This is a genomic window from Ensifer sp. LC11 (assembly GCF_001695835.1).
GTDB lineage: Bacteria > Pseudomonadota > Alphaproteobacteria > Rhizobiales > Rhizobiaceae > Ensifer.
The window spans coordinates 1-23696 of the sequence record NZ_MBSO01000017.1; the positions used below are offsets into that span (position 1 = coordinate 1).

The following is a 23696-nucleotide window of genomic DNA, read 5'->3' on the forward strand; positions in this document are numbered from 1 at the left end:
GAACCAGGCTGTCGAGCGTCACCATCTCGAGTGCGGTCTGTTCGGGAGCGGGTTTCTTCAACATAACCCAGTGAATCAAAAACCCCCGGCAAACGCCAGAGGTTTGTCAGCAGTCTGGGGGCCGGTTCAACCGGCCCTTTCTGGAAGTCTTGCCTCGCTCTGGCTCAGTTGCCGACCGAACCGACCACGATTTCCGTGCCGTTTTCGATGGTGACCCAGCGGCCGCTGTGGTTCGAGGCCTGGCGCTTCAGATAGCGGTAGGGGGTATGGGTCCAGAGCTTGACGCCGTTTTCGAGGTTGTCGAGCACGAAGTCGCCCTGCGACGTGCGCACGGTCAGCACCGCATGGCCCTCGCCATCGGGCTTGCGAACGACGGTGATCAGGAGGTCGCTGGCGGAGAAGCCCTTTTTCACCAGGCGCTTGCGCTTTTCGAGCACGAAGTCCTCGCAGTCGCCGGCGCTATCCGGGTAGGACCAGACCTCATCCCTGCCGTGCAGTTCCAGGTCGGTGACCGGCATGATCTCGCGGTTAACGGTCGCATTCACCTGCCGGATGGTAGCCCATCCGCGCTCCGTCACGCGCGGAGCAACCGTGCCCTTGGACTTCACACTGCATTCGCTCTTGTACTTCTGGCAGAATTCATAGTGCCCGATCGGCTGCGAAGTCGCCGAGCCGGTCTGCATCCAAGGAGAGGAACCCGCCTGTGCGGGGATTGCCGTGTTTGCTGAAATGAAAAGTGCGCAAAACGCCGCGATACTTCCCTTAACCCCAGTCCAAGACGCCATACAAATCCCCTGCGACGCGGCATGCCGGCTCTTCGTGTCCGGACGTATTCGCGCAATCCTGAGTTGAAGGCAGCTTGTTTAGGTCGTCCCCTGGCGCTGCTCTAATCGTTAATAAAGAGTTAATAACGTCGGGGCGGTGGAGTCAATCGCCGGAATAGCGACATCGGGTTTTATGGTTAAGGCTGGCGCCTGACGCGCACGAAGCCGTTGCCGCAGGTGTTGTGCGGCGCCTGGCCCTATCGGAAGGAGAGGTTGTCGAGAAGTGGAGGGGCGTATGCTTCCGCCGCCTCAGGCAAGCATTGCGGCGATCGCCTGTTTCATTTTAGCAATGTCTTCTTCACGTGACAGGCGATGATCGCCATCGCGAATGAGCGTCATGACGACGTCATCGCCGGGCAGGTGCTCCATCAGCCGCAGGGCGTGCGCATAAGGCACATCGGGGTCGCGCATGCCCTGCAGAATGTGCACCGGGCAGCCGGTCGTGATTGTGCCGTCGAGCACCCGGTTGGCCCGGCCGTCCTCGATCAGGGCCCGGGTGAAGATGTTCGGCTCCGGGCTGTATTCGGACGGTTCCTCGAAGTAGCCGCGCTCGGAAAGCGAGGACTTCTCGGCCTCCGTGAGATTGGGCTCGATCAGTTCTGCGGTGAAATCCGGCGCCGGCGCGATCAGCACCAGGCCGGCGACGCGGTCTCCGTCGCCGCGCCGCCTAAGCTCCTGGATGACCCGCAAACCGATCCAGCCACCCATCGACGAGCCGATCAGGACGAGGCGGCCGGGGGCGGCGTGATCGATGACGGCAAGGCTTTCTTCGAGCCAGCGCGAGATCGTGCCATCCCTGAAAGCGCCGCCGGAGGATCCGTGGCCGGAGTAATCGAAGCGCACACAGGTCGCACCCCGCTCCATGGCGAAGCGCTCGACCTCGACCGCTTTGGTGCCGGTCATATCCGAGCGATAGCCGCCGAGCCACACGAGCGTCGGCTGACCGGAGGGCTTCTCCGGGTGCCGCACGCCCATTGCGATCCTGCGCCGGGCCTCCGCTGCGCCGACCTCAATGAAGCTGATTTCCGTCTCGGCTGGCGTGTTCTGCATGCCCATTCTCTCCAAAGGCCCGTTTTGCTGGCGAATTTCTTTCTAAAACAGATTCGTCTTGGTATCGACAGGTGGTGATTTTCCTTGCGAGCCGTGCTATTGACTCTGGCGTCGCAATTCACACATTGCCGTCGGTGACAGATTCAGGCGCTTCGTTTGGGATCGCGCCGGCGAACGAATTAAACAACATTTCGGAAATAGCTCGAGGAGAGTACGACCATTCGCAGACCGTTCAAAGCGGACGCCCCAGTCAAGGAGGGGCCGCGCTCAAACAAGGAAATCCGGGTTCCCCGCGTTCAACTTATCGATGCCGAAGGCCAGAATATCGGCAACGTGCCAATCGACCAGGCGCTCCGCATGGCGGAAGAAGCCGGTCTTGATCTGGTTGAGATCGCACCGAACTCCGAACCGCCGGTGTGCAAGATTCTGGATCTGGGCAAGCTGAAATACGCCAACCAGAAGAAGGCGGCCGAAGCGCGCAAGAAGCAGAAGATCGTCGAAATCAAAGAAATCAAGATGCGCCCGAACATCGACACGCATGACTATGACGTGAAGATGAAGGCGATGAATCGGTTCTTTGAAGACGGCGACAAGGTCAAGGTCACGCTGAAGTTCCGCGGCCGCGAAATGGCGCACCAGGAACTGGGCATGAAGCTTCTGCTCCAGGTCAAGGACGACACCCAGGCGATCGCCAAGGTGGAGGCCGAGCCCAAGCTCGAAGGCCGCCAGATGATGATGGTTCTGGCGCCGCGCTGAGCCGTTGCAAGCATCGAATCGATGAAAGCCGCCTCCGGGCGGCTTTTTTCGTTGTTGGGGCCAGCCGCCGCCGCCTGACAAAATGCTGACAACCGCCCTCAGCGATCTGTCAGGGGACGAATGTCATTCTCCGGGTGTCACGCAATCGGGAGAAGGACCAGAGATATGTATGCAGCGTTGCGCAAGGTTTTACTCGTTTCCACCGCCGGCATTTGCGGGCTGGTGGCGGCGCCTCTCGGCTTGTCTTTGGCTGCGAACGGCCCTGCTCATCCCCTGTCGATCGCCGCGCTTGCCGACGATGACGACGATGATCGTGGCGGCTCGGGTGGCGATCGTGACGACCGTGATCGCGACGACGATCGCGGCCAGGACGATGACGACGACAATGATGATGACGACCGGGGCCTAGGCCCTCGCGATGATGACGATGACGATTTCGACGACGCGCGTGATCCGCATGAGATCGAGTTGCGGGTTTCCGATGAGAGCCTTCGCGGCCTGCGCAATGGATCGCTGGTCGCGGTCGACAATCTTGGCCGCGTCCTTGAGGTTGACGTGGACTACGAGCGTGGCATCCGGATCGTGACGGGCGAGCCGTACGACAGCGATATCCGTCGCAACCCGGGGCCGGTCACCAGCGTCTCGATCCGCCCGGCGCCCTGACGTGTTCGGAATGGCCCCGGCGCATTCACCCCGCACCATGCGCCGGAGCAAGGGTCGCTCGCCACCAGCCCGCCCGGCGGTTCGACCCGGCCAGCGCATACCCCCCGTGCCGACCCCGGCGCTGGGGGTATGTGCGTTGCTGGTCTTGTCGGCGCGGCTGGCGTAGGTTCGCGTTGGCAACCGCAGGCTGCTTGAAGGCAAGTGGGCATCTCGTCTTGACGGATCGTTCCGCATACGCGCTAAGGAAAAGCCCGCTGAACGGAACGAGGGGCAATTGCGACCGGATGAAGCCATGGCGATGACACGACGAAACCTGATCGCGCTCCTTTGCTGTTCGCTTGTGCTTTCGCTTGCGCCGCAGCCCGGCGGTTCGGCCGCATTGGCCGAGGACGACGATTCGGACGACGGCGGTTCGGGCGGCGGGGGTGGTCATGGCGGCGGCTCGGGGAGCGGTGGTCACGGTAGCGATGATGACGACGACGATGACGATGATGCCGATGACGACGATGAGGTTGGTCGGGACGGTGCCGGCCGCGGCCGCCGGAGTGACCAGGAGCGCGCGCGGGCAGGGGTCGAAAAGGGTGACATCCTGCCGTTGAAGGATGTTCTGCGGCTTGTCGACGAGGACAGGTACGGCACCGTCATCGCGATCGATCTCAAGCGCTCGGGCGGCGGGGAGATCTACAGGCTGCGCACGCGCGACCGACAGGGCACCATCCGCAACCTGCGCATCGACGCGCGGACCGGCAAATTCATGAACATCTTCGGTTTCTGAGGACGGAATGCGGATTCTTCTGGCAGAAGACGATCCCAACATCGCAGCGCACGTGGCAACCAGGCTTGAGGCGGAAGGCTATGGCGTCGATACGCTTGTCCATGGGCCCGACATCTGGGAGCAGGGCGAAAGCGGTAACTACGCCCTGGTCATCCTCGACCTCGGTCTGCCGGGTATGGACGGGCTGTCGATCCTCAAGCGCTGGCGGCAGGCGGGAGTGGAGACGCCGGTCCTGGTCCTGACGGCGCGCGGCTCCTGGATGGAGCGGGTAGACGGCTTCGATGCCGGTGCCGACGACTATTTGCCGAAACCTTTTCGTGCCGAGGAGCTGCTGGCGCGGATGAGGGCTCTGCTGCGGCGCGCCGGTCCCCGTCTGGCATCGGTGCGCGCAGCCGGCCGCTTCACGCTGGACGAAGCCACCCGGCGCGTGACCTTCGACGGGCAGCCGCTTGAGCTCAGCCCGCTCGAATACCGCATGCTTGCCCTGATGGTCACGCGCAAGGGAGAGGTTGTCACCCCGCTCGAACTGGCGAGCCACGTTCAGGGGCGGGATGACGATGCGGCCAAGAACGCCGTCGAGGCAATGGTCGCGCGCCTGCGCAAGAAAACCGAGAGCGGTGCGATCGAAACGCGGCGCGGATTTGGCTACGTGTTGCCGGATGGCACGGCATGATCCGCTCGCTCAGGCTGCGGCTTGCAATCGGCGCGTCGGTTGCCATCGGCCTGGTGCTTTTGGTGGTGTGGTATTCCTTAAGTAGCCTCTTCACCGGCTACGTCGTCGGTCGCTATCGCGCCGAAATGGCAACCCTCGTCGATACGGTCGCCGCCCAGGTGAGGGTGCGCAACGACCAGCTCGTGTTGCCGCGCGAGCCGGCCGACCCGCGTTTGAGCCTGCCTGCCGGCGGTCGCTACTGGCAGCTCAGCCGCGATGGCGGCGCTCCCATTCGTTCGCGCTCCCTGTGGGATACGGTGATCGACATCGGTCAGGCGTCCGCGCCACGCCATTTGGGTTTTCTGGAGGTGGAGGGGCCGGACGGGGCGCCGGTCCTGGTCTACCAGCAAAGCCTGACGCTTGGTGAAGGGGTGGGCGCCCGGCGGTTCGCGGTTGCGGCTGGCTTTTCGCGCGGCGAGCTCGACGATGCGCTTTCCGCCTTTCACGGCCAGATCCGGCTAATGCTGCTGGCAACCGCCCTCGTGCTTGCCGGTGCAGCACTCCTGCAAGGCGCGCTCGGGCTCGCGCCGCTCGCACGCCTGCGAGAGCGGGCGGCGCGCGTTCGTTCCGGCGAGGAGAGGGACTTCGGTTCGGCGGGCCCAAGCGAGGTGCAGCCGCTCGTCAGTGAGATCAACCTCCTGCTTGCCGAGCGCGAAACGGCGCTCGCGCAGGCGCGTGCCCGCGCCAGCGATCTTGCTCATGGATTGAAGACGCCGCTGACTGTGCTTGCACAGCTTGCCGAGAGCCTGCCACAGGAGCAGCGCGCGATTGCCCTCGAACAGGTCGACCTCGTGCGGCAGCGCGCCGACCGCCAACTTCAGGCCGCCCGCATGGGTGTCGAGCGCATGGCAACGACCTCGATCGCCAGCCTTGGCAACAAGCTGGTCAGTGTCTTGCGCCCGGTGACCGCCGAGCGTGGCGTTGCCTGGGAGATAGACGTTGATCCGTCGATCTCGCTCGACGTTGATCCGGCCGATCTGGCGGAATGTCTCGGCAACCTGCTCGACAACGCTGCCAGATGGGCGCAGGCGCGCATCCGCCTTTCGGCTGAAGAGGATCACGGTCGGGTGCGGATCGCCATCGGCGACGACGGCCCCGGTGTTGCCGAGAGCGACCGGGAACACGTGATGCGCCGTGGAGCGCATGGCAGCGCCGCCGGTCCTGCCTCTGCCTCGGGCTCGGGGCTGGGGCTGGCGATCAGTGCCGATATAGCCGAGGCCTACGGGGCGGTCCTTTCTCTCGGCCAATCGCCGTTGGGCGGTCTTGAGGCGGCGCTGGCTTTCGATGCGCGCGGCCGTCGTCACCGGCCACGTGATCCGGCTTAAGACGCGACTGCCTCCAAGCCGCTTCGGAGTGCCGCCGGATGCGTTGGATCAGCGCGCCGGCAACGCCCCGGCTGTTGCACGCAAACGCATTGTCGATTCACCAGTTGCGCTTTTTTGGATGTGCGGTTATAAGCCCCCGTCCGAACGGTCCGGCAGGGCATGCCGTGGCCGTTCTTAACGCTGGAAATGGACCTCGTCTGTCCGTTTCGAATTCTTAAGAACAATGGAGTAGCAAAATGCCCAAGATGAAGACGAAATCGTCTGCCAAGAAGCGGTTCAAGATCACCGCGACCGGCAAGGTTCGTGCAGCAGCTGCTGGCAAGCGCCACGGCATGATCAAGCGTACCAACAAGTTCATCCGCGACGCACGTGGAACCATGGTTCTCGCGGAACCTGATGGCAAGAAGGTCATCAAGAACTACCTGCCCAACGGTCTCTAAGACTTTCAGGCATTTTGGACACGTTAAGGAGATCATGACATGGCACGTGTAAAACGCGGCGTAACCGCTCACGCCAAGCACAAGAAGACACTCAAGGCAGCCAAGGGCTTCTACGGCCGCCGCAAGAACACCATCCGCGCTGCAAAGGCTGCGGTTGATCGTTCCAAGCAGTTCGCTTACCGCGACCGCAAGGTCAACAAGCGCAATTTCCGCGCTCTCTGGATCCAGCGCATCAACGCTGCCGTCCGCGAATTCGGCCTGACCTATGGCCGCTTCATCGACGGTCTGAACAAGGCTGGCATCGAAGTCGACCGCAAGGTTCTGTCCGACATGGCGATCCATGAGCCGGCAGCATTCGGCGCCCTCGTCGAAGCTTCCAAGAAGGCGCTTGCCTATCTCAAGGAAGCCGGCACGGCCAACGAATTTGAAAGCGCTGTTCGTTAAGCCAGCGTTTTCCCAAAACCGTTCTTGAAATTTTGGTGGGAAACCCGCGCTGGCAGGGCTGGCGCGGGTTTTTCTTATTCTGCGGGACGAAAGTGTACGACGATCGACAAGGACCAGCGGCGGTTCCAGATCTTGACGACGAGGATATGAAGGCTCTGCTGGCAGCGCTTGCTGCCGGCAGGGAACGTGTTGAGCGCTGCGAGCTCAAGGATCGTACGGTCTGGATCAAGCGCTACCGGCGCCCCGGTCCGCGCCTGGGCTCCCGGGCCCTGGCGTTTGCCTCCCGCTTTGGCGGCCTCGCCATGTTGCGGCCCTCTCCGCTGCTCGACATCGACGGCATGATCGAGCGCGAGGTTCGCCAGATCGAATGTTTCTCTGCGGCCGGGTTCAGGACGCCGCAGATCGTTTATCGCGGCCCGACTGTGCTGGTCCTCACCCATCTCGGGCTGCCGGTCAGCAAGCATATGGGCCCGTTGCGCGAAAGCGATTCCGAAGCGCATGACCAGCTGCTTGTGCGTTGCGCCGCTGAGCTCGGGCGTCTGCACGCCGCGGGGCTCTGCCATGGCCGACCGCATCCGCGCGATTTCGCGATCGACGAAGACGCCTTCGGCTTTCTCGATTTCGAGGAAGTTCCGGCAACGGTAATGCCGCTGGCGACGGCCCAGGCGCGAGACGTGTGGCTGTTGTTCCTGCAGGTGGCGAGCCGAGCGCTGCGGCCCGAGACGCCAGACCGCGCATTTGCGGCCTGGAAGCTCGCTGCTCCGACCCAGGCGGTTCACGCGCTTGGCGAAATGATGCCGGCCATCACCCGTTTGCTGCCGCTTGCGCGCTTCCTGCTGCGCCTTCGGCAGGGACAGGACCTCATTCGCTTCATCGCGGCGACTGCCTATCTGGCGAACGCCACGCAATCATAATTCCTGACGACTAGAACCGATATAGAACCGAACCCATTCCCGCATCGAGGCAGACAGAATGAGCGAACTGGAAACACTGGAACGGACACTGCTGGCGGACATCGATGCTGCCGGCGACGAAGGATCGATCGAGACGGTGCGCGTCAACGCGCTCGGCAAGAAGGGCTCGATCTCCGAGCTCCTGAAGACGCTGGGCACCATGACGCCGGAAGAGCGCCAGACGCGCGGCGCACAGATCAACGCGCTGAAGAACACGGTCGCCGAGGCGATTTCCGCCCGCAAGGCGGCGCTGAAGGACCAGGCGATCGCCGAGCGCCTGGCGCGCGAGACGGTTGACATCAGCCTGCCTGTCCGATCCTCGCCCGCCGAGCGCGGCCGTATTCATCCGATCAGCCAGATCGTTGACGAGATCACCGCGATCTTCGGCGACATGGGCTTCTCGATCGCCGAAGGTCCTGACATCGAGACCGACTATTACAATTTTACGGCGCTCAACTTCCCCGAGGGCCATCCGGCGCGCGAGATGCACGACACTTTCTTCTTCAATCCGGACGAGAAGGGCGAGCGCAAGGTGCTGCGCACGCACACCTCGCCGGTGCAGATCCGCACCATGGAAGCGCAGCAGCCGCCGATCCGCATCATTATTCCCGGCAAGACCTACCGCCAGGATTCCGACGCGACCCATTCGCCGATGTTCCACCAGGTCGAAGGCCTGGTGATCGACAAGACCGCGAATGTCGCCAACATGCGCTGGGTGCTGGAAGAATTCTGCAAGGCCTTCTTCGAGGTCGACCAGGTGACGATGCGTTTCCGCCCGTCCTTCTTCCCCTTCACCGAGCCGTCCTTCGAGGTCGATATCCAGTGCGACCGCTCCGGCCCGATCGTCAAGTTCGGCGAGGGCACCGACTGGATGGAGATCCTCGGCTGCGGCATGGTGCATCCGAACGTGCTGCGCTCCGGCGGGCTCGACCCGGACGAGTACCAGGGCTTTGCCTGGGGCATGGGCCTCGACCGCATCGCCATGCTGAAATACGGCATGCCGGACCTGCGTGACTTCTTCAACGCCGACGTTCGCTGGATGACCCACTACGGCTTCCGCCCGCTCGACATGCCGACGCTGTTCGGCGGTCTCTCGGCCTGATTGCGCGCAGAAACAAAGGACACAGGTGAAATCATGAAATTCACGCTTTCCTGGCTCAAGGACCACCTTGAAACCGACGCTTCGCTGGAAGAGATCTGCGCGCGCCTGACGATGATCGGGCTCGAGGTGGAAGACGTCGACGACAAGGCCGCCTTCAAGCCCTTCGTCATCGCCAAGGTCGTCTCCGCCGAGCAGCATCCGAATGCCGACAAGCTTCGGGTGCTGATGGTCGATACCGGCGGCGGCGCTCCGGTCCAGGTCGTCTGCGGTGCGCCGAATGCGCGCGCGGGCCTCGTCGGCGCTTTCGCAGCCCCGGGCACCTATGTGCCCGGTATCGACGTCACTCTTGCTGTTGGCACCATCCGTGGTGTCGAAAGCCGCGGCATGATGTGCTCGGAAAAGGAACTGCAGATCTCCGACGATCACAACGGCATTATCGACCTTCCTGCCGATGCGCCCGTCGGCACGAGCTATGCCACTTACGCCGGCCTCGACGATCCGATGATCGAGATCAACCTCACGCCGAACCGCCCGGACTGCACCAGCGTCTACGGCATTGCCCGCGATCTCGCGGCCTCCGGCCTCGGCACGTTGAAGGCGCGTAAGGCGCCGTCCTTCGCCGTCGAAGGCGAAACACCGGTGAAGTTGACGCTCGACCTCGGCGAAGACAGGCATCTTTGCCCCGGCTTTTCGCTGCGGCTGGTGCGCGGCGTCAAGAACGGCCCATCGCCGAAGTGGATGCGGCAGCGGCTGCTGGCGATCGGCCTGCGCCCGATCAACGCGCTGGTCGACATCACCAACTACATGACCTTCGATCAGGGTCGGCCGATGCACGTCTTCGACGCCGCCAAGGTCAAGGGCAATCTGACCGTTCGTCACGCCAAGGACGGCGAGACCGTGCTGGCGCTCGACCAGCGCGAATACAAGCTTGGCCCCAACAACGTCGTCATCTCCGACGAAAAGGCGATCGAATCGATCGGCGGCGTCATGGGCGGCGAACATTCCGGCTGCGACGAGAACACCACCGACGTGCTGATCGAATCGGCGCTATGGGATCCGATGAACATCGCCAAGACCGGCCGCACGCTCGGCATCATCACCGATGCGCGCTACCGCTTCGAGCGTGGCGTCGATCCGGAATACATGGTGCCCGGCCTCGAACGCACCACCGAGCTGGTGCTCGAACTCTGCGGCGGCAAGGCGGCCAAGGCGGAAGTGGTCGGCTATGCCGGCTACCAGCCGAAGCTCGTCGATTTCCCGGTTTCCGAAGTGAAGCGGCTGACCGGCCTCGAAGTTTCCTCGGAGGAAAGCGTCTCGATCCTGAAGAAACTCGGCTTCGGCGTCGAAGGCTCGGGCGAGCGTTTCAAGGTTTCGGTTCCGTCCTGGCGCCCGGATGTCGACGGCAAGGCCGATCTCGTTGAAGAGGTCATGCGTATTCACGGCGTCGACAACATCGTCGCAGCGCCGCTGCCGAGCCACGGCACGGTCAACGGCAAGATCCTGACGACGTTGCAGATCCGCACACGCCTTGCCAAGCGCACGCTGGCGAGCCGCGGCATGCTCGAGGCCGTCACCTGGTCGTTCATCTCCGAGGATCAGGCGAAGCTCTTCGGCGGCGGCTCAGCCGCGCTGAAGCTCGCCAACCCGATCGCGTCCGATATGTCCGACATGCGCCCGTCGCTATTGCCGGGTCTGCTGACCGCTGCCCAGCGCAACGCCGACAAGGGTTTTGGTGACGTCGCGCTCTTCGAGGTGTCCGGTACCTATGAGGGCGATACGCCGGATGCCCAGCGTCGCGTTGCCGGCGGCATCCGCCGCGGTACGGCCTCGCTCACCGGTGCTGGTCGCCTCTGGTCGAATGCGGCCAGGGGCGGCGGAAAGCCGGTCGACGTCTTCGACGCCAAGGCCGACGCGATTGCCGTGCTTGAAGCCTGCGGCGTGCCACTGGGCAACGTCCAGTTCGAGCCGGGCAGTCCTGCCTGGTATCATCCGGGCCGCTCCGGCACGATCAAGCTCGGGCCGAAGATCGTTCTCGGCACTTTCGGCGAGTTCCACCCGAAGACGCTCGAAGCGCTCGACGTCTCGGGCGCGCTCTGCGGCTTCGAGATCTATGTCGACGCCATGCCGGAACCGAAGAAGAAGGCGACCCGCACCAAGCCGGCGCTCGACCTTTCGCCGTTCCAGGCGGTGAAGCGCGACTTTGCCTTCGTCGTCGACAGGGCGATCGAGGCAGGCGCCATCCTGCGCGCGGCTTCCGGTGCCGACCGCAAGCTGGTCACCGGCGTCAGCGTTTTCGACGTCTTCGAGGGCGCGTCGCTCGGTGAAGGCAAGAAGTCGATCGCCATCGAAGTCACCATCCAGCCGGTCGAGCGCACGCTGACCGATGAGGACTTCGAGGCGCTCACCGCCAAGATCGTTGCCAATGTGACGAAGACGACCGGCGGCGTGCTGCGCGCCTGATCCGCACAGATACGGGATCAAACGAAGCGGGCCACTGCATTGCAGCGGCCCGCTTCGTTTGTGGTTCATTCCGTGCGCTGCATCAGCTCGATCCGGTTGCCGAAGGGATCGCTGACGTAACATCTGAAGTATCCGGCGAGTGGTTCGTCATATGCAATCTCCACGCCGCCGGCTTCGAGCCTGAGGATCAGTCGGTCGAGATCGTCGGCCAGGAAAGCTGGATGGGCTTTGCGCGCCGGCACGAAGTCGCGCTCGATGCCGAGATGCAGGCGGATGCCGCCCTGCTCGAACCAGCAGCCACCGCGCACGAGAAGATTGGCCGGTTTGGCGACCTCCGTCAGCCCCAGCAGTCCGCCATAGAAGCCGCGCGCGGCGTCTTCGCCGCCTTCCGGCATTGCGAGCTGCACGTGCTCGATGGCGACGAGCCTGCCGGTGGCTTGGAGAGGCTGTGTCAAATCCTTCACCCGTGCAGGTGGTAGATCTTGTTGACGATCACCCAGCGTCCGTCGATCTTCACCAGCGACAGATGGTCGGAAAAGCGCTCGCCGGCGAAACTGTCGACCACCTTCACGGTTGCGGCGTCGCCGGTAATGTCGATCTTCTGCACGTCCATCTCCGGCTGCGTCCCGGGAGGCGAGGCACCGGTCTCGATGATCGCCTTGATGAATCCGTCACGTGTCATCCACTCAAGCGCGCCCTTGTAGTTGCCGATGATTGCCGCGTCGGGATGAAAGGCCTTGCGCAGGGCACCCTCGTTGGCAAAGGCCATGCCATCCACATAGAGGTGCACCACCGCGCTGATCGCCTGCTCGTCGGACATTCTCTCTCCTCCCCGATTGTTGCTTGTGGATCAGAGGTAGTGCGTCCCACGGGAATTTCGATGGGTCTCTCCGCCTGGTCGGGCGGAGAGAGTTTGGCTCAACGGTTGGTGAGCGCCAGGGATGCGTCGGTGTAGCGTTTGCCGGCAACCAATGCCGGGGAGAGGGCGGCGGCAAGCCGGCTCGATTCATCGGCTGAAAGGCTGATATGCGCGGCGGCCGCATTCTGTTCCAGATGGTCGAGCTTGCGGGCGCCGGGGATCGGGACGATGAAGTCGCCCTGGTTGACCACCCAGGCGAGCGCCAGTTGAGCAGCGGTCACACCCTTCTCCTGCGCCAGCGCCTGGAGCGTTTCGACCAGTCGCACGTTGGCGTCGAAGTTTTCCGCCTGGAAGCGGGGCAGCGAGCGGCGGAAATCATCGGTCTCCAGATCTTCGGCCTTGCGAATGGCGCCGGTCAGCATGCCGCGACCAAGCGGGCTATAGGGAACGAAGCCGATGCCGAGCTCGCGGCAGGTAGAAAGCACCTCCGCTTCCGGGTCCCGTGACCACAGCGAGTACTCGCTCTGGACGGCGGCGATCGGATGGATCTTGTGGGCCCGGCGGATGGTGGCGGCACTTGCTTCCGAAAGGCCGAGCGTCCGCACCTTGCCCTCGCGCACCAGTTCCGCCATGGCGCCGACGGTTTCCTCGATCGGAACGTCAGGGTCGACGCGATGCTGGTAGTAGAGGTCGATGACATCGGTCCCGAGCCGCTTGAGCGAGGCTTCCGCCACTGCCTTGGCATGCTCTGGCCGCCCATCGACACCCTTGATCGCCTGGGCCGCAGGAACGCCCGGCTCGATGCGGAAGCCGAATTTCGTGGCGATCGTCACCTTGTCACGCACGGGTCCAAGCGCCTTGCCGAGCAGCTTCTCGTTTTCAAAGGGCCCATAGACCTCTGCCGTGTCGAAGAAGGTGATGCCGAGGTCGATGGCCCGGTGGAGCGTGCGGATCGATTCCGCCTCATCCGTGGCGCCATAGGCGAAGCTCATGCCCATGCAGCCGAGGCCAATGGTGGAGACGGTAAGGTCATTCCCAAGTTTGCGGGTCTTCATGTCGTTTCCCTGTCTGGCTGGCACGCGTCGAAACAAACACGCTGGGAGCGCATGTCCATTCGTTCGATGCGTGAAGTGGTGGTCGAGGTGCTGCCGCGCCCCTTCAGGCGGGCGGCGTAGCCACCGCTCGGACGCGCTCCTTGCTCCGTTGTCGGCGACGAGTGAAGAATAGGACGGCCACCGGCACTTTGAAAATCACTGTCAATTCTCACAGGCTGTTCTATTATTTCGATCAATGAACAGGACGCAGCTCTCCCAACTCGCGGTGCTGGCCGCCGTTGCCGCCCATGGCAGTTTTCGCGCTGCCGCGCGCGAGCTGGGCGTGGCGCCGTCGGCTATCAGCCACGCCGTCGGCAGCCTCGAGGCGAGCCTCGGCATTCGGCTGCTTTCGCGCACCACGCGCAGCGTGGCGCCAACGGAGGAGGGACACCGGCTGCTGGAAAGGCTGGCGCCGGCGCTCGACGAGATTGCCCACGCGCTGGAAGCCGCTGCCGACGCCCGTGAGCGGCCGGCCGGAAACCTGCGCATCACCGCGCCGCGCTTCGCTGCCGATCTCATCCTTGCGCCGCGGCTGGGTGCCTTCCTCGATCTCTATCCGGAGATTGTTCTGGAAATCGCCAACGAGGATGGTTTCACCGATATCGTCGAACAGGGTTATGACGCAGGCATCAGGCTCGGCGAAAGCCTCGAAGCCGACATGATCGCGGTGAAGGTCGGGCCGGAACTCGAAAGTGCGGTCGTCGCATCCGCTGATTACTTCGAGCGCTACGGCCGGCCGCAGCATCCGCGCGATCTCGCGCGGCATCGCTGCATCCGGCGGCGCTTCTCCAACGGCACGCTCTATCGCTGGGAGTTCGAGAAGGATGGCGAAGAGCTGACGGTATCGGTCGAAGGGCCGCTGATCCTCGGCGAGGATCGCCCGATCATCAAGGCGGCGATCGGCGGCGCAGGTTTGGCCTATCTCTTTCTGTCGCGCGTCGAGACCTCGATCGCAGAAGGGCGGCTGGAGCGGGTGCTTGAGGACTGGTGCGCGCCCTATGCCGGTCCCTTTCTCTACTATCCGAGCCGCCGGCAGATGCGGCCGGCATTGCGCGCCTTCATCGATTTCTTCCGCTACGGCAAATAGCGGTCGGTCAGGAAACGGGTGGTGCTTTGGCGCTTGAGCTGGAAAGTCGTTGGCAGGCGGACGTGCGGTCCCGTGTTGAGATCGAAAGGGGAGAACGATGAAGAAACCCGGCTCGATGAAGGGGCTTGAAGATCTCGGTCGGGTGCGGCTGTCCAGGAACTTCTTTTTCCGCGAGTTCCTGCATTCGGAGATTGCCGATTTTTATCGCATCCCGAACATTCCTGACGATCCGGATCTGGCCATCGAGGCGGGACGGCGTCTCTGCGAGGAGTTGCTGGAACCGCTGGAGGCGACCTTCGGCCGGCTGGTCATTCGGTCAGGTTACCGCAACCGTGCCGTCAACGGCTTCGGCAATGCCAATGGCCTGAACTGCTCCACCAATGCGGCGTCTGCGGCCGACCATATCTGGGACATGCGCGACGCCGACGGATGCATCGGCGCCACCGCTTGCATCGTCATTCCCTGGGTCTGGGACCGGCGCGGCGACATCGGCGGCTGGCAGTCGATCGCCTGGTGGATACACGACCATTTGCCCTATGCCTCGCTCTGCTTCTTCCCGAAGCTCTGGGCTTTCAACATCCAGTGGCACGAGCGGCCCGCGCGGCGGATCATGAGTTTTGTCGAGCCACGGGGCGTGCTGACGAAAGCCGGCATGGCAAACCAGACCGGCAGCCACACCGGTGCTTACGCCGGGTTCCCGGATCTGAGGATGGTGCCGAAATTGACCTTGTAGCGCACATGCGCGTCGGTCCCGGAGTAGCGGTCATAGAGCCGCCGCGCCGTGGCATTGTCGGCTTCGGTGTACCAGTAGAGCCGATCCCAGTCCTTGTCCCGGCAGAGCGCGATCAGGTCGTCGATCATGGCGCGTGCGACACCCTGGCCGCGTGAAGCGGGATCGACATAGAGATCCTCGATGTAGCAGATCGGCCGCCGGAAGAAGGTGGCGAGCTGCTCCTGGCAGATCGCGAAGCCGACCGCTTGCCCGTCGAGGATCGCCAGGCGTGCAAAGAGCGGCGTCGACGGATCGATGAGCCGGCTCCAGGTGAGGTCGATGATGTCCTCGGCGAGATAGGTGCCGGAGAAGGCGACATAGCCGGTCCAGAGGCGGCGCCAGTCCGCCTCGTCGCGATCAGCCGCAGCGCGTATCGTCAATGCCATTATATCGGTCTTGCTCCCGTCACTCGCCGACATCGTTGAGTTGTCGGATCGCTTCATCCGACAACTCGAGTTCGGCAGAACGAATGAGGCTCTCCAATTGCGCGAGGCTGGTGGCGCTGGCGATCGGGGCGGTGATGCCCTTGCGCGTGCGGACCCAGGCGAGCGCAACTTCGGCCTGGGTTGCGCCGGTCTCCGCCGCGATGTCGTCGAGCACGCCGAGAATGCGCATGCCGCGGCCGTCAAGATACTTCTCGACGCCGCTGCCACGCGCCGAGCCTTCGAGATCCTTGTGCGTGCGGTATTTTCCCGACAGGAAACCGCGTGCCAGCCCGAAATAGCTGATGACGCCGATCTCCTCGGAAATGCAGAGGTCGCGCAGCGGCCCCTCGAAGGCGTGGCGGTCGTAAAGATTGTATTCCGGCTGCAAGACCTGGTAGCGCGGCAGGCCCTGGTTTGCGGAAACGTCGAGCGCCTCGCGCAGTTGCAGCGAGTTCAGGTTGGAGGCGCCGATCGCCCGGACCTTGCCCTCCGTCAGCAACTCGTCGTAGGCCGCAAGCGTTTCCTCGTAAGGCGTGTCCGGATCGGGCCAATGGGAGAGGTAGAGATCGATATGGTCGGTCTTGAGCCGCTTCAGCGAATCTTCGACCGCCTGCAGGATCCAGCGCCGCGAAAGCCCCTTGCGGTCGGGCCCGAGTTCCGAGCCGACCTTGGTGACGATCACCGCCTTGTCGCGCGGCCGGCCCGACTGTTTCAGCCATTTGCCGATGATCGTTTCGGATTCGCCGCCCTGGTTGCCGGGTGCCCAGGAGGAATAGACATCGGCCGTGTCGATGGCGTTGAATCCGGCATCGAAAAAGGCGTCGAGCAGGGCAAAAGAGGTCTTCTCGTCGGCGGTCCAGCCGAAGACGTTGCCGCCGAAGACGAGTGGTGCGATTGTCAGGTTGGTGCGGCCAAGTCTCAGTTTTTCCATGGTTTCGCTCCATTGGACTGGATGAAAGCACATTGCGATCGGGAGGATGCCAGGGAAAGATAGGGCAGATAAGCTGACATTGTCACCCGTCCTTCGGCATTTTTCTGAGCACGGCTCATCGCCGCCGAACCGAAGTCTGCCGCTTGATAGGTACGTACCTCGGCGCTAGTCTCTCTCACCAAATCAGGGAGCTCCATCATGTTACGTTTCGGAATTCTGTCGACGGCCAGGATCGGCCGCGACCTCGTCGTGCCGGCCATCCAGGATGCCGAAAACGCCGTTGTATCGGCTGTCGCCAGCCGCGACTTCGCCAAGGCGCGGGCCATGGCTGACCGCTTCTCGGCGCCGCACGCATTCGGGTCCTACGAGGAGATGCTGGCGTCGGATGTCATCGATGCGGTCTATATCCCGCTGCCGACGGCGCAGCATGTGGAATGGTCGGTCAAGGCCGCCAATGCCGGCAAGCACGTGCTCTGCGAAAAGCCGATCGCGCTGCGTGCCTCCGAGATCGATACGCTGATTGCGGCGCGTGACCGCAACGGCGTGCTGATCGCCGAAGCCTTCATGGTCACCTATAGCCCCGTCTGGCGCAAGGTGCGTTCGCTGATCGCCGAGGGTGCGATCGGCCGGCTGCGTCACGTGCAAGGCGCTTTCACCTACTACAACCGTGACCCTGGCAACATGCGCAACATCCCGGCGCTCGGCGGCGGCGGCCTGCCGGATATCGGCGTCTACCCGACGATCACCACCCGCTTTGTCACGGCCAAGGAACCGGTGCGCGTGCAGGCGAGCACCGACCGCGATCCGGAGTTCGGCACCGACATCTATTCGAGCGTGCGGGCTGATTTCGGTGACTTCGAGCTGAGTTTTTACATCTCCACCCAACTCGCCGGCCGCCAGATCATGGTCTTCCACGGTGACAAGGGTTTCATCGAGGTGAAGTCGCCGTTCAATGCCGATCGCTACGGTCGCGAGGAAGTGGAGCTCACCAATCAGAACCACGCCCAGTCCCAGCTCTTCCGCTTCCAGGACGCGCGCCAGTACAAGCTACAGGCGGAGGCCTTCGCCCGAGCCGCCAAGGGCGAGCCGGAAGAGGTCGTGACGCTCGAAAACTCGCGGCTCAATCAGAAATTCATCGATGCCATCTATCGCGCCAGCGACAAGGACGGTTGGGAGACGATCTGACCGCACAGGCAAGTGGCCCGCCGGTTGGCCGGCGGGCCACTTGCCTCTTCCTGATCTCTTGCGATCATCCTCTCAAGGCAATCGCCGTCCGCTCCCGCGCCAGGCCCCGTACCTTGAAGAACAGGAAGTCGGCGACCGTGATCAAGCCGATGACGATGAAACCTATGCCAGCGACCGAGAGCGATGGGTAAGCCGCGACAAGCAGCGCGAGGCTCGCCACCTGCCAGAGCACGTCGCCGGTTATGCTGATGCGCGCCGCCGTCGTGACCGGGCCGCCGTTGCGCGCTGCCGAAAGGTGGAAGATCCCCCAGAATATCAGCCCGACACCGAGCACTTTCATCATGGCCGGCGTTGCGGCGGGACTGAAGAGCGCGGCAAGCGGCGCCGCACCGAGGATCAGCACGGCGCCGACGGCGAGCGAGTAGGCGCCGTCGGCGAGGAAGGTCTTGTTGAGCAGGCTGCGGTTCGAGAGGGTCATCGGTCGGATCCGTCCGTTTGTCGATGGCTGGAGATTGCCGGCTCGGCGTCATCAAACCAATTACCTCCAAGGTAATGGATTTTGCCCGCGGCGCGGGCCACTCTCCGGAAAAACGGAGAATCGGCATGCAATTCGGTAATCACCTGAAGGAATGGCGCGGGCATCGCCGCATGAGCCAGCTCGATCTGGCCGTGGCGGCGGGCATATCGGCGCGCCACCTGTCCTTCCTCGAAACCGGGCGCTCCAAACCCTCGGAAGGCATGATCCTGCGGCTGGCTTCGGTGCTGGATATCCCGGCGCGCGACCAGGGCACGCTGTTTTCCGCAGCCGGCTATCGACCGCGCATGGCGACGCGGCCCGCCGCCGGGCTTGATGCCATGCCCCCGGCCGTCGCCAACGCCATCAGGCTCATCCTGGCCCGTCACGATCCCTATCCCGGCCTGGTGCTCGACCACGAATATACGCTGCTCGTCGTCAATCCGGCGCTGGCGAGCCTGGCGGCCGCAGCCGACGTGCCTTTCCAGCCGGGCGAGAATTTTCTCGATGCCTTCCTTGGCAACGACAATGTTCAAAGGCTGGTCCTGAACTGGGAAGCGGCCGCAGCAGATCTCGTGCAGCGCGTGCGCACCGAGGCCTGGCTGCAGGGGCCGCGCAGCCGCCTCGGCAAGCGCCTGGAAAAAGCCGCGTCTAATCCCGCCGTGGAGCGCGCCATTGAAAACCACCCCGATACGGACCGGTTGCCGGTGCTGCCGATCGACCTCGATATCGGCGGCTTGCGCTTAAGCTTCATCACCACGCTGCAGACCTTCGGCTCGACCCAGGATGCCCTGGTCGAGGGCGTTCTGATTGAATCCTTCTTCCCGGCGGACGAGGAGACCAAGGCGTTTTTCGAGCGGAAGGGATGAGCCAACACATTTGAAACGTCGACGGAAGAACGCTTCACACCTTTTCTGGAATTGTTCTCGAGCATGCCGCTCTCAAGCGGACGCCAGCTTCGTGTTCTACCGGCGGTCACGCTGCAGGCCGATGGCGATGGCGCCGCAAAGCGCCAGTGCGACGCCCATATTGTAGGCGCCGATTGCTGCGGTTGCCTGGATCCAGTCTCCGCCGAGGCCTGCCAGTGCCAGCACCGCCATGCCGGCCAACAGGCAGGCGCGCGTCGATCTGAGGCCGCATGCGAGGATACCGAGAAGGAACGAGGCGATGACGATCATGGGGTGCTGATCCCGGCCATCCCTTAAGCGTTGATGATGATCATGCCGCTGATGATCAGCGCGGCGCCGAAGGCGTAGCGCAGCGTCACCGCCTCGCCGAGGAAAACGGCGGCAAGCAGCGGCACGATGCAGAACGTCAGGGCCATGAAGGAATAGGCGATTGTCAGCGGCACCGACTTGATCGTGAAGATCCAGATGATGGTGCCGATGCCGTAGACGGCCAAGGCGGTATGCAAGGTCGGGCTGAGCGCAAGCGCCAACAGCCCTTGCGCATTGGCGTCACCGGTCTTGGCACTTGTCAGCTTGAAGAGGATCTGTCCGGCAGAGATCAGCACCGGTGTGAAGACCAGTCCGATCCAGACGGTGGGGGCGAGACTGAGATTCATCGCCATGCCTTACGCCGCCGAAGCTTTGTCTTCGCGATAGTAGATATCGCGGCCGATATCGATGCACTCATGCTCGGCTGGAACGGGGTGGACCGCCCTGAGGAAGGAGTGGGTATAGGGGAAGAAGTTGAAGTGCGGATTGAAGGTGTAGCGGTATTCGCGCTCGCGCGGCACCACGATGATCAGACGCCGGCGGGTGATCCGGCGCAGCTCGGCGATCGCCTTGCGGTAGTCGAGAATGTGCTCGATGACGTGGGTGCAGACGACGGTATCGAATTCACCGTCCGCAAACGGCAGGTCTTCGATCATCGCCGCGCGGTATTCCACGCCTTCGATGGCAGCAGCGTCGTCGACGGCGAAGTCGACGCCCGTCAGTCTCCCGACCCTGGGGTTGGCCGCGCGGATCCGCTTCAACAGGACGCCGGTGCCGCAGCCGACATCGCAGACGCTCTCGCCGGCGACGCTTGCCGCGATTTTGCGCACGCAGGCTTCGGAATTGTCCGTTCCCTCATGAACGCGCGGATGTTTCCGGTAGAGGTCTTCATATTCACCGGCTGACAGGAAGGGTGCCCGCGCGCGAAACTCGGCGAGATGCGCGATATGCTTGCCCCAGGCGAGGCTCGCCATGCCCTTGAAAAGGCGCGAGTCCCTTAAGATCGGTGGAATGACGTCTTCGATGAGGAAGCGTATGCGGTTGGTCGTTTCCCGGTTCATCCGCGGCGTTCCCCAACAATTCTTGCCATCGGCTGCGTCGCGGTTGCGCGGTCCTCGCTCTTGCCGATCTCCGAGGATGCGACCCGCGCGGGGGTCGCGATATAGTGCAGCCGAAGTTGTTCCGTGCGGGCGCGCGAGACCGAATCGAGGATCAGGCCAGCCGTGAACATCATGATCGACACCAGAAGCAGGGCCAGCGAGAGGACCCAGGTCGGCATGCGGGGGACGAGCCCGGTCGCGAAGTATTCGAGCAGGACCGGCGTCATGAAGGCTGTGCTTGCGGCCAGAAACGCCAGGCTGATGAGGCCGAAGAAAGTGAATGGCCGCGTTTCCTTCATCAGCATCACGAAGGTCCAGAGGATCTTGGCGCCATCCTTGAAGGTTGACAGCTTGGAATGGGATCCCTCCGGGCGCCGACCGTAATCGAGTTCGAGTTCGGCCACCGGCAGTTTCAGCCGTGAAGCGTGCACCGACATCTCGGTCTCGATTTCGAACCCGTTGGAAACGGCCGGGAAACTCTTGGCAAAGCGACGCGAAAAAACGCGGTAGCCGGAGAAAATGTCGTTGAAATCGGTCCCGAATATCGACCGGTAGAGGATGTTGAAAATCCTGTTGCCGAAGGCGTGACCCTGCCGGCCGGCGTCGTTGTGAACGCCGCGGCGCGTCCCGACAACCATGTCGGCGCGTTCGGTGATCAGCGTGCGCACGAGGTCTTCCGCATCGGTCGGGCAATAGGTGCTGTCGCCGTCGGCCATGACATAGATGTCGGCGTCGATGTCGGCGAGCATGCGGCGCACCACGTGCCCCTTGCCCTGCCTGCGTTCCCGCACGACGGTCGCACCGGCGAGCATGGCTTTGAGAGCCGTGCCGTCCGTCGAGTTGTTGTCGTAGACGTAGATACGCGCGGTCGGCAGCGCCGCCTGGAAGCCCAGGACGACTTGTCCGATGGTCGATGCCTCGTTGTAGCAAGGCAGGAGAACGGCGATGTTGAAGCGGTCGAACATCCGGAAGGCTCGGTTCGAGTTGGGTTGCGGCCATCATAGGCGGCAGGGTGTTAACAAGACGCCAAGGGCCGGGGCGCCAGGCCGTTCGACGAGGGCGATCACGGGCTGCGGTTTTACGCTTTCTTGATCGCGAGCTCTTAGTATGTGGCCCCGGATCGAGAGGGCAGGACCTATGTCGAGCGACACGGCGACACTATCGGAAATGGCGGCGACGCGAAGGACGGGGCGACTGTGGTCGAGCCTGCCGTGGATGGTGCTCCTCTACGGACTTCCGACCATCCTCCTGCTCGTCGTCCGGTTTCGCGGCGCGACCGACTATGTGGGGCGCGACAACGACGACGTCATGCGGTTGGTCGAGGTCCGCGATCTCCTGGCCGGCCAAAGCTGGTTCGACCTGACGCAAATCCGTCTGGGCCTCGAGGGCGGCACGCTGATGCACTGGTCGCGTCTGATCGACCTGCCGATCGCCGCGTTGATATCCCTCTTTCGGCCCTTTGCCGGCGCCGCGCAGGCCGAAGTCCTGGCGCTGGCGGTCTGGCCGATCTTCCTCGCCGTTCCGCTGCTGGCGGCAATGGGCCTTGCCGGGCGACGCGCCGGCGGCACCGCGGCCATGCATTTCTGCCTGGTCCTGACGGCTGTCTTCATCTCCACGTCGAACCGGTTTCTGGGAGGGGCGATCGATCACCACAACGTGCAGCTGGTCCTGGCCGCCGTGCTTACGGCGATGCTGGTCGACCGGCAGTTCCACGCCTCAAGCTATGCCATTGCCGGCGCGGCCGCCGCGCTTGCAATCGCGGTCGGGGCGGAAACGACACCCTTCGTGGCCGTGGTCTGCGCCATTGTAGCCTGTCAATGGGTCATCGTCGGGCAAGCGGCGGCGCGCGCGACGGTCGCCTTCGGCCTTTCGCTCGCGTCGAGCCTCAGCGTCATCTTCTTTGCGACCGTTCCGCCGCGGCTCTATCTGGCCGTGACCTGCGACAATCTCTCGATCGCTTTTTATGCCTTGGCGCTGGCCGGTGGTCTCCTGCTGTCGCTCGCAGCCGCTCTGACAAGCGGTCGTTCGCGGGCGGTGCGGTTTGCGGCACTCGGCGGCTGCGGCCTCGGCGTCGTCGCCGTGGCACTTGCGGTCGCGCCGCAGTGCCTGGGCAATCCGCTGGCCAGTCTCGACCCATTGCTTGTCGAACTCTGGCTCGACCATGTCATCGAGGCCCGTTCCTTCCTTGCCTTGCTCGGACAGGAGCCGGCGAACCTCGGCGCCTATTATTTCACCGGCGCCTTCGCCTCGGCCATCTGCATCTGGCGCATCTGGCGCCGCGACCGGGTCGGCCTCAGCCTCGTCCTCTTCGCTCTGGTGTTCTCGAGTCTCGCGATCGCGCTAGTCCAGGTTCGCGGCATGGCTTTCTCCAATCTGCTGGCCATCGTGCCGATTTCGCTGCTGCTTTCGGATCTCCGGGTGTTGTCCGGCGGTGGAACCGCCCGTGCGGGGGCGTCCCTGCTTTACGTCGGCGCGCTCGTCATTTCCGTTCCGGCGGTTTGGGCCGTTGCCGGAGCGCTCGCCGAAACGGGGATCGGCGAACTTGCAGCGACAGAAACCGAGCTCACCAACGGCGAGGCGTGCCTGGCAAAAGGTGCGCTTGCCGATCTGCAAGGCCTGGCGCCGTCGCTCGTTGTCGGCCCGTCGGATGCGGGCGCGACACTCCTTCGCCGCACCCGACACCGCGTGCTCAGCGCGCCCTACCATCGAAACGCGGGCGGCATGCTGGAGGAGTTGAAAATCGGCCTGGCGCAGCCAGAGGACGCAGCTGCCATGCTGCGCAGGCTTGGACATCCGATCCTCGCCTTCTGCGCCGCCGACGTTCAGACGCAACTGATCGTCGCCCGTGCCCCGCAAGGGCTCTATGCGGCGTTGGCTGCCGGGCGTGTCCCGGCCTTCCTGTCACCTTTGCCGGTTTCGCAAGGTTCGCCCATCCAGCTTTTTACCCTGAAACCCTGAGCGGCGCCTGCCTTTGGCGGGTGGATAGCTGAACGGATATGCTGGTCTTC

The 23696-nt window shown here is 63.6% G+C and carries 27 protein-coding genes; 15 read left to right on the forward strand and 12 right to left on the reverse strand.

All coding sequences use genetic code 11. The features are described from left to right. Positions 1 to 164: 164 nt before the first annotated feature. Both BBX50_RS13635 and BBX50_RS13640 read right to left on the reverse strand, forming a co-directional pair. Complete coding sequence (locus tag BBX50_RS13635) at positions 165 to 785, reverse strand: transglutaminase-like cysteine peptidase (RefSeq protein ID WP_065775873.1); 621 nt, start codon at positions 783 to 785, stop codon at positions 165 to 167. Positions 786 to 1073: 288 nt separating this feature from the next. Continuing rightward, positions 1074 to 1874 (reverse strand): alpha/beta hydrolase, encoded by an 801-nt coding sequence (locus BBX50_RS13640; protein WP_065775964.1) that lies wholly within the window; start codon positions 1872 to 1874, stop codon positions 1074 to 1076. Between the two features lie 219 nt (positions 1875 to 2093). On the opposite strand from BBX50_RS13640, the gene infC reads away from it, so the two are divergent. The 10 genes from infC to pheT all read left to right on the forward strand — a co-directional run bounded on the left by infC (position 2094) and on the right by pheT (position 11504). Then, positions 2094 to 2630: a translation initiation factor IF-3 gene (infC, locus tag BBX50_RS13645; protein WP_083213674.1), complete on the forward strand. Its 537-nt coding sequence runs from the start codon at positions 2094 to 2096 to the stop codon at positions 2628 to 2630. A 165-nt stretch (positions 2631 to 2795) separates the two neighbouring features. Then, positions 2796 to 3293 (forward strand): hypothetical protein, encoded by a 498-nt coding sequence (locus BBX50_RS30475; protein ID WP_065775875.1) that lies wholly within the window; start codon positions 2796 to 2798, stop codon positions 3291 to 3293. A gap of 292 nt (positions 3294 to 3585) precedes the next feature. Beyond that, a complete protein-coding gene (locus BBX50_RS13655) occupies positions 3586 to 4068 on the forward strand; it encodes a hypothetical protein (protein WP_065775876.1) in 483 nt (160 codons plus the stop codon). Between the two features lie 7 nt (positions 4069 to 4075). Continuing rightward, the gene (locus tag BBX50_RS13660) at positions 4076 to 4741 is read left to right on the forward strand and encodes a response regulator transcription factor (RefSeq protein WP_065775877.1); all 666 of its coding nucleotides are present in this window, start codon (positions 4076 to 4078) and stop codon (positions 4739 to 4741) included. After that, entirely contained in the window at positions 4738 to 6105 is a 1368-nt protein-coding gene (locus BBX50_RS13665; RefSeq protein ID WP_065775878.1) for an ATP-binding protein, read from the forward strand. The genes BBX50_RS13660 and BBX50_RS13665 overlap by 4 nt, the downstream gene beginning before the upstream one ends. 236 nt (positions 6106 to 6341) lie before the next feature. Then, positions 6342 to 6545 carry a 50S ribosomal protein L35 gene (rpmI, locus tag BBX50_RS13670; protein WP_065372108.1) on the forward strand — a complete coding sequence of 68 codons (204 nt, stop codon included), beginning with the start codon at positions 6342 to 6344 and terminating at the stop codon, positions 6543 to 6545. Positions 6546 to 6584: 39 nt separating this feature from the next. Next, positions 6585 to 6989 (forward strand): 50S ribosomal protein L20, encoded by a 405-nt coding sequence (gene rplT, locus BBX50_RS13675; RefSeq protein WP_029742440.1) that lies wholly within the window; start codon positions 6585 to 6587, stop codon positions 6987 to 6989. A 146-nt stretch (positions 6990 to 7135) separates the two neighbouring features. Further along, complete coding sequence (locus BBX50_RS13680; protein ID WP_083213675.1) at positions 7136 to 7903, forward strand: hypothetical protein; 768 nt, start codon at positions 7136 to 7138, stop codon at positions 7901 to 7903. Positions 7904 to 7961: 58 nt separating this feature from the next. Further along, on the forward strand, positions 7962 to 9044 hold the full coding sequence (pheS, locus tag BBX50_RS13685) for a phenylalanine--tRNA ligase subunit alpha (protein ID WP_065775880.1): 1083 nt from the start codon (positions 7962 to 7964) through the stop codon (positions 9042 to 9044). 33 nt (positions 9045 to 9077) lie between these two features. Further along, entirely contained in the window at positions 9078 to 11504 is a 2427-nt protein-coding gene (gene pheT, locus BBX50_RS13690; RefSeq protein ID WP_065775881.1) for a phenylalanine--tRNA ligase subunit beta, read from the forward strand. A gap of 65 nt (positions 11505 to 11569) precedes the next feature. On the opposite strand, the gene BBX50_RS13695 is transcribed toward pheT, so the two are convergent. From BBX50_RS13695 to BBX50_RS13705, 3 genes are all read right to left on the reverse strand, one after another. Further along, complete coding sequence (locus BBX50_RS13695) at positions 11570 to 11899, reverse strand: VOC family protein (protein WP_065775965.1); 330 nt, start codon at positions 11897 to 11899, stop codon at positions 11570 to 11572. Between the two features lie 65 nt (positions 11900 to 11964). Then, complete coding sequence (locus tag BBX50_RS13700) at positions 11965 to 12324, reverse strand: nuclear transport factor 2 family protein (RefSeq protein WP_065775882.1); 360 nt, start codon at positions 12322 to 12324, stop codon at positions 11965 to 11967. A gap of 98 nt (positions 12325 to 12422) precedes the next feature. Then, positions 12423 to 13418, reverse strand: coding sequence for an aldo/keto reductase (locus tag BBX50_RS13705; protein WP_065775883.1), 996 nt, complete (start codon positions 13416 to 13418; stop codon positions 12423 to 12425). Between the two features lie 235 nt (positions 13419 to 13653). On the opposite strand from BBX50_RS13705, the gene BBX50_RS13710 reads away from it, so the two are divergent. Both BBX50_RS13710 and BBX50_RS13715 read left to right on the forward strand, forming a co-directional pair. Next, a complete protein-coding gene (locus BBX50_RS13710) occupies positions 13654 to 14544 on the forward strand; it encodes a LysR family transcriptional regulator (protein WP_065775884.1) in 891 nt (296 codons plus the stop codon). Positions 14545 to 14641: 97 nt separating this feature from the next. Further along, positions 14642 to 15277: a hypothetical protein gene (locus BBX50_RS13715; protein WP_065775885.1), complete on the forward strand. Its 636-nt coding sequence runs from the start codon at positions 14642 to 14644 to the stop codon at positions 15275 to 15277. Here BBX50_RS13715 and BBX50_RS13720 read toward each other — a convergent pair. Next, positions 15229 to 15702 carry a GNAT family N-acetyltransferase gene (locus tag BBX50_RS13720; RefSeq protein WP_065775886.1) on the reverse strand — a complete coding sequence of 158 codons (474 nt, stop codon included), beginning with the start codon at positions 15700 to 15702 and terminating at the stop codon, positions 15229 to 15231. The two genes, BBX50_RS13715 and BBX50_RS13720, sit on opposite strands and share 49 nt — an antisense overlap. Before the next feature lie 19 nt (positions 15703 to 15721). Then, positions 15722 to 16672: an aldo/keto reductase gene (locus BBX50_RS13725; RefSeq protein ID WP_065775887.1), complete on the reverse strand. Its 951-nt coding sequence runs from the start codon at positions 16670 to 16672 to the stop codon at positions 15722 to 15724. 198 nt (positions 16673 to 16870) lie between these two features. On the opposite strand from BBX50_RS13725, the gene BBX50_RS13730 reads away from it, so the two are divergent. Continuing rightward, positions 16871 to 17857 carry a Gfo/Idh/MocA family oxidoreductase gene (locus BBX50_RS13730; protein ID WP_065775888.1) on the forward strand — a complete coding sequence of 329 codons (987 nt, stop codon included), beginning with the start codon at positions 16871 to 16873 and terminating at the stop codon, positions 17855 to 17857. Between the two features lie 64 nt (positions 17858 to 17921). Here BBX50_RS13730 and BBX50_RS13735 read toward each other — a convergent pair whose 3' ends face one another. Next, a complete protein-coding gene (locus BBX50_RS13735) occupies positions 17922 to 18335 on the reverse strand; it encodes a hypothetical protein (protein ID WP_065775889.1) in 414 nt (137 codons plus the stop codon). Between the two features lie 125 nt (positions 18336 to 18460). Between BBX50_RS13735 and BBX50_RS13740 the strand changes: the two genes are divergently transcribed. Continuing rightward, positions 18461 to 19240, forward strand: coding sequence for a helix-turn-helix domain-containing protein (locus BBX50_RS13740; protein WP_065775890.1), 780 nt, complete (start codon positions 18461 to 18463; stop codon positions 19238 to 19240). Between the two features lie 96 nt (positions 19241 to 19336). On the opposite strand, the gene BBX50_RS13745 is transcribed toward BBX50_RS13740, so the two are convergent. The 4 genes from BBX50_RS13745 to BBX50_RS13760 are packed head-to-tail and all read right to left on the reverse strand — an operon-like array spanning position 19337 to position 21653. Then, entirely contained in the window at positions 19337 to 19549 is a 213-nt protein-coding gene (locus tag BBX50_RS13745) for a hypothetical protein (RefSeq protein ID WP_065775891.1), read from the reverse strand. Between the two features lie 23 nt (positions 19550 to 19572). After that, positions 19573 to 19941, reverse strand: coding sequence for a transporter (locus tag BBX50_RS13750; RefSeq protein ID WP_083213676.1), 369 nt, complete (start codon positions 19939 to 19941; stop codon positions 19573 to 19575). A gap of 3 nt (positions 19942 to 19944) precedes the next feature. Further along, a complete protein-coding gene (locus BBX50_RS13755) occupies positions 19945 to 20649 on the reverse strand; it encodes a class I SAM-dependent methyltransferase (protein ID WP_065775893.1) in 705 nt (234 codons plus the stop codon). After that, on the reverse strand, positions 20646 to 21653 hold the full coding sequence (locus BBX50_RS13760; RefSeq protein WP_065775894.1) for a glycosyltransferase family 2 protein: 1008 nt from the start codon (positions 21651 to 21653) through the stop codon (positions 20646 to 20648). Before BBX50_RS13760 ends, BBX50_RS13755 begins: the two co-directional genes overlap by 4 nt. Positions 21654 to 21825: 172 nt before the next feature. On the opposite strand from BBX50_RS13760, the gene BBX50_RS13765 reads away from it, so the two are divergent. Further along, positions 21826 to 23646 (forward strand): hypothetical protein, encoded by a 1821-nt coding sequence (locus BBX50_RS13765; RefSeq protein WP_065775895.1) that lies wholly within the window; start codon positions 21826 to 21828, stop codon positions 23644 to 23646. Positions 23647 to 23696 lie beyond the last annotated feature (50 nt).

Coding starts and splice junctions, on each gene's coding strand:
- BBX50_RS13635 (WP_065775873.1), bottom strand. CDS start 785: ATGGCGTCTTGGACTGGGGTTAAGGGAAGTATCGCGGCGTTTTGCGCA.
- BBX50_RS13640 (WP_065775964.1), bottom strand. CDS start 1,874: ATGCAGAACACGCCAGCCGAGACGGAAATCAGCTTCATTGAGGTCGGC.
- BBX50_RS30475 (WP_065775875.1), top strand. CDS start 2,796: ATGTATGCAGCGTTGCGCAAGGTTTTACTCGTTTCCACCGCCGGCATT.
- BBX50_RS13655 (WP_065775876.1), top strand. CDS start 3,586: ATGGCGATGACACGACGAAACCTGATCGCGCTCCTTTGCTGTTCGCTT.
- BBX50_RS13660 (WP_065775877.1), top strand. CDS start 4,076: ATGCGGATTCTTCTGGCAGAAGACGATCCCAACATCGCAGCGCACGTG.
- BBX50_RS13665 (WP_065775878.1), top strand. CDS start 4,738: ATGATCCGCTCGCTCAGGCTGCGGCTTGCAATCGGCGCGTCGGTTGCC.
- rpmI (WP_065372108.1), top strand. CDS start 6,342: ATGCCCAAGATGAAGACGAAATCGTCTGCCAAGAAGCGGTTCAAGATC.
- rplT (WP_029742440.1), top strand. CDS start 6,585: ATGGCACGTGTAAAACGCGGCGTAACCGCTCACGCCAAGCACAAGAAG.
- BBX50_RS13680 (WP_083213675.1), top strand. CDS start 7,136: ATGAAGGCTCTGCTGGCAGCGCTTGCTGCCGGCAGGGAACGTGTTGAG.
- pheS (WP_065775880.1), top strand. CDS start 7,962: ATGAGCGAACTGGAAACACTGGAACGGACACTGCTGGCGGACATCGAT.
- pheT (WP_065775881.1), top strand. CDS start 9,078: ATGAAATTCACGCTTTCCTGGCTCAAGGACCACCTTGAAACCGACGCT.
- BBX50_RS13695 (WP_065775965.1), bottom strand. CDS start 11,899: ATGCCGGAAGGCGGCGAAGACGCCGCGCGCGGCTTCTATGGCGGACTG.
- BBX50_RS13700 (WP_065775882.1), bottom strand. CDS start 12,324: ATGTCCGACGAGCAGGCGATCAGCGCGGTGGTGCACCTCTATGTGGAT.
- BBX50_RS13705 (WP_065775883.1), bottom strand. CDS start 13,418: ATGAAGACCCGCAAACTTGGGAATGACCTTACCGTCTCCACCATTGGC.
- BBX50_RS13710 (WP_065775884.1), top strand. CDS start 13,654: ATGAACAGGACGCAGCTCTCCCAACTCGCGGTGCTGGCCGCCGTTGCC.
- BBX50_RS13715 (WP_065775885.1), top strand. CDS start 14,642: ATGAAGAAACCCGGCTCGATGAAGGGGCTTGAAGATCTCGGTCGGGTG.
- BBX50_RS13720 (WP_065775886.1), bottom strand. CDS start 15,702: ATGGCATTGACGATACGCGCTGCGGCTGATCGCGACGAGGCGGACTGG.
- BBX50_RS13725 (WP_065775887.1), bottom strand. CDS start 16,672: ATGGAAAAACTGAGACTTGGCCGCACCAACCTGACAATCGCACCACTC.
- BBX50_RS13730 (WP_065775888.1), top strand. CDS start 16,871: ATGTTACGTTTCGGAATTCTGTCGACGGCCAGGATCGGCCGCGACCTC.
- BBX50_RS13735 (WP_065775889.1), bottom strand. CDS start 18,335: ATGACCCTCTCGAACCGCAGCCTGCTCAACAAGACCTTCCTCGCCGAC.
- BBX50_RS13740 (WP_065775890.1), top strand. CDS start 18,461: ATGCAATTCGGTAATCACCTGAAGGAATGGCGCGGGCATCGCCGCATG.
- BBX50_RS13745 (WP_065775891.1), bottom strand. CDS start 19,549: ATGATCGTCATCGCCTCGTTCCTTCTCGGTATCCTCGCATGCGGCCTC.
- BBX50_RS13750 (WP_083213676.1), bottom strand. CDS start 19,941: ATGGCGATGAATCTCAGTCTCGCCCCCACCGTCTGGATCGGACTGGTC.
- BBX50_RS13755 (WP_065775893.1), bottom strand. CDS start 20,649: ATGAACCGGGAAACGACCAACCGCATACGCTTCCTCATCGAAGACGTC.
- BBX50_RS13760 (WP_065775894.1), bottom strand. CDS start 21,653: ATGTTCGACCGCTTCAACATCGCCGTTCTCCTGCCTTGCTACAACGAG.
- BBX50_RS13765 (WP_065775895.1), top strand. CDS start 21,826: ATGTCGAGCGACACGGCGACACTATCGGAAATGGCGGCGACGCGAAGG.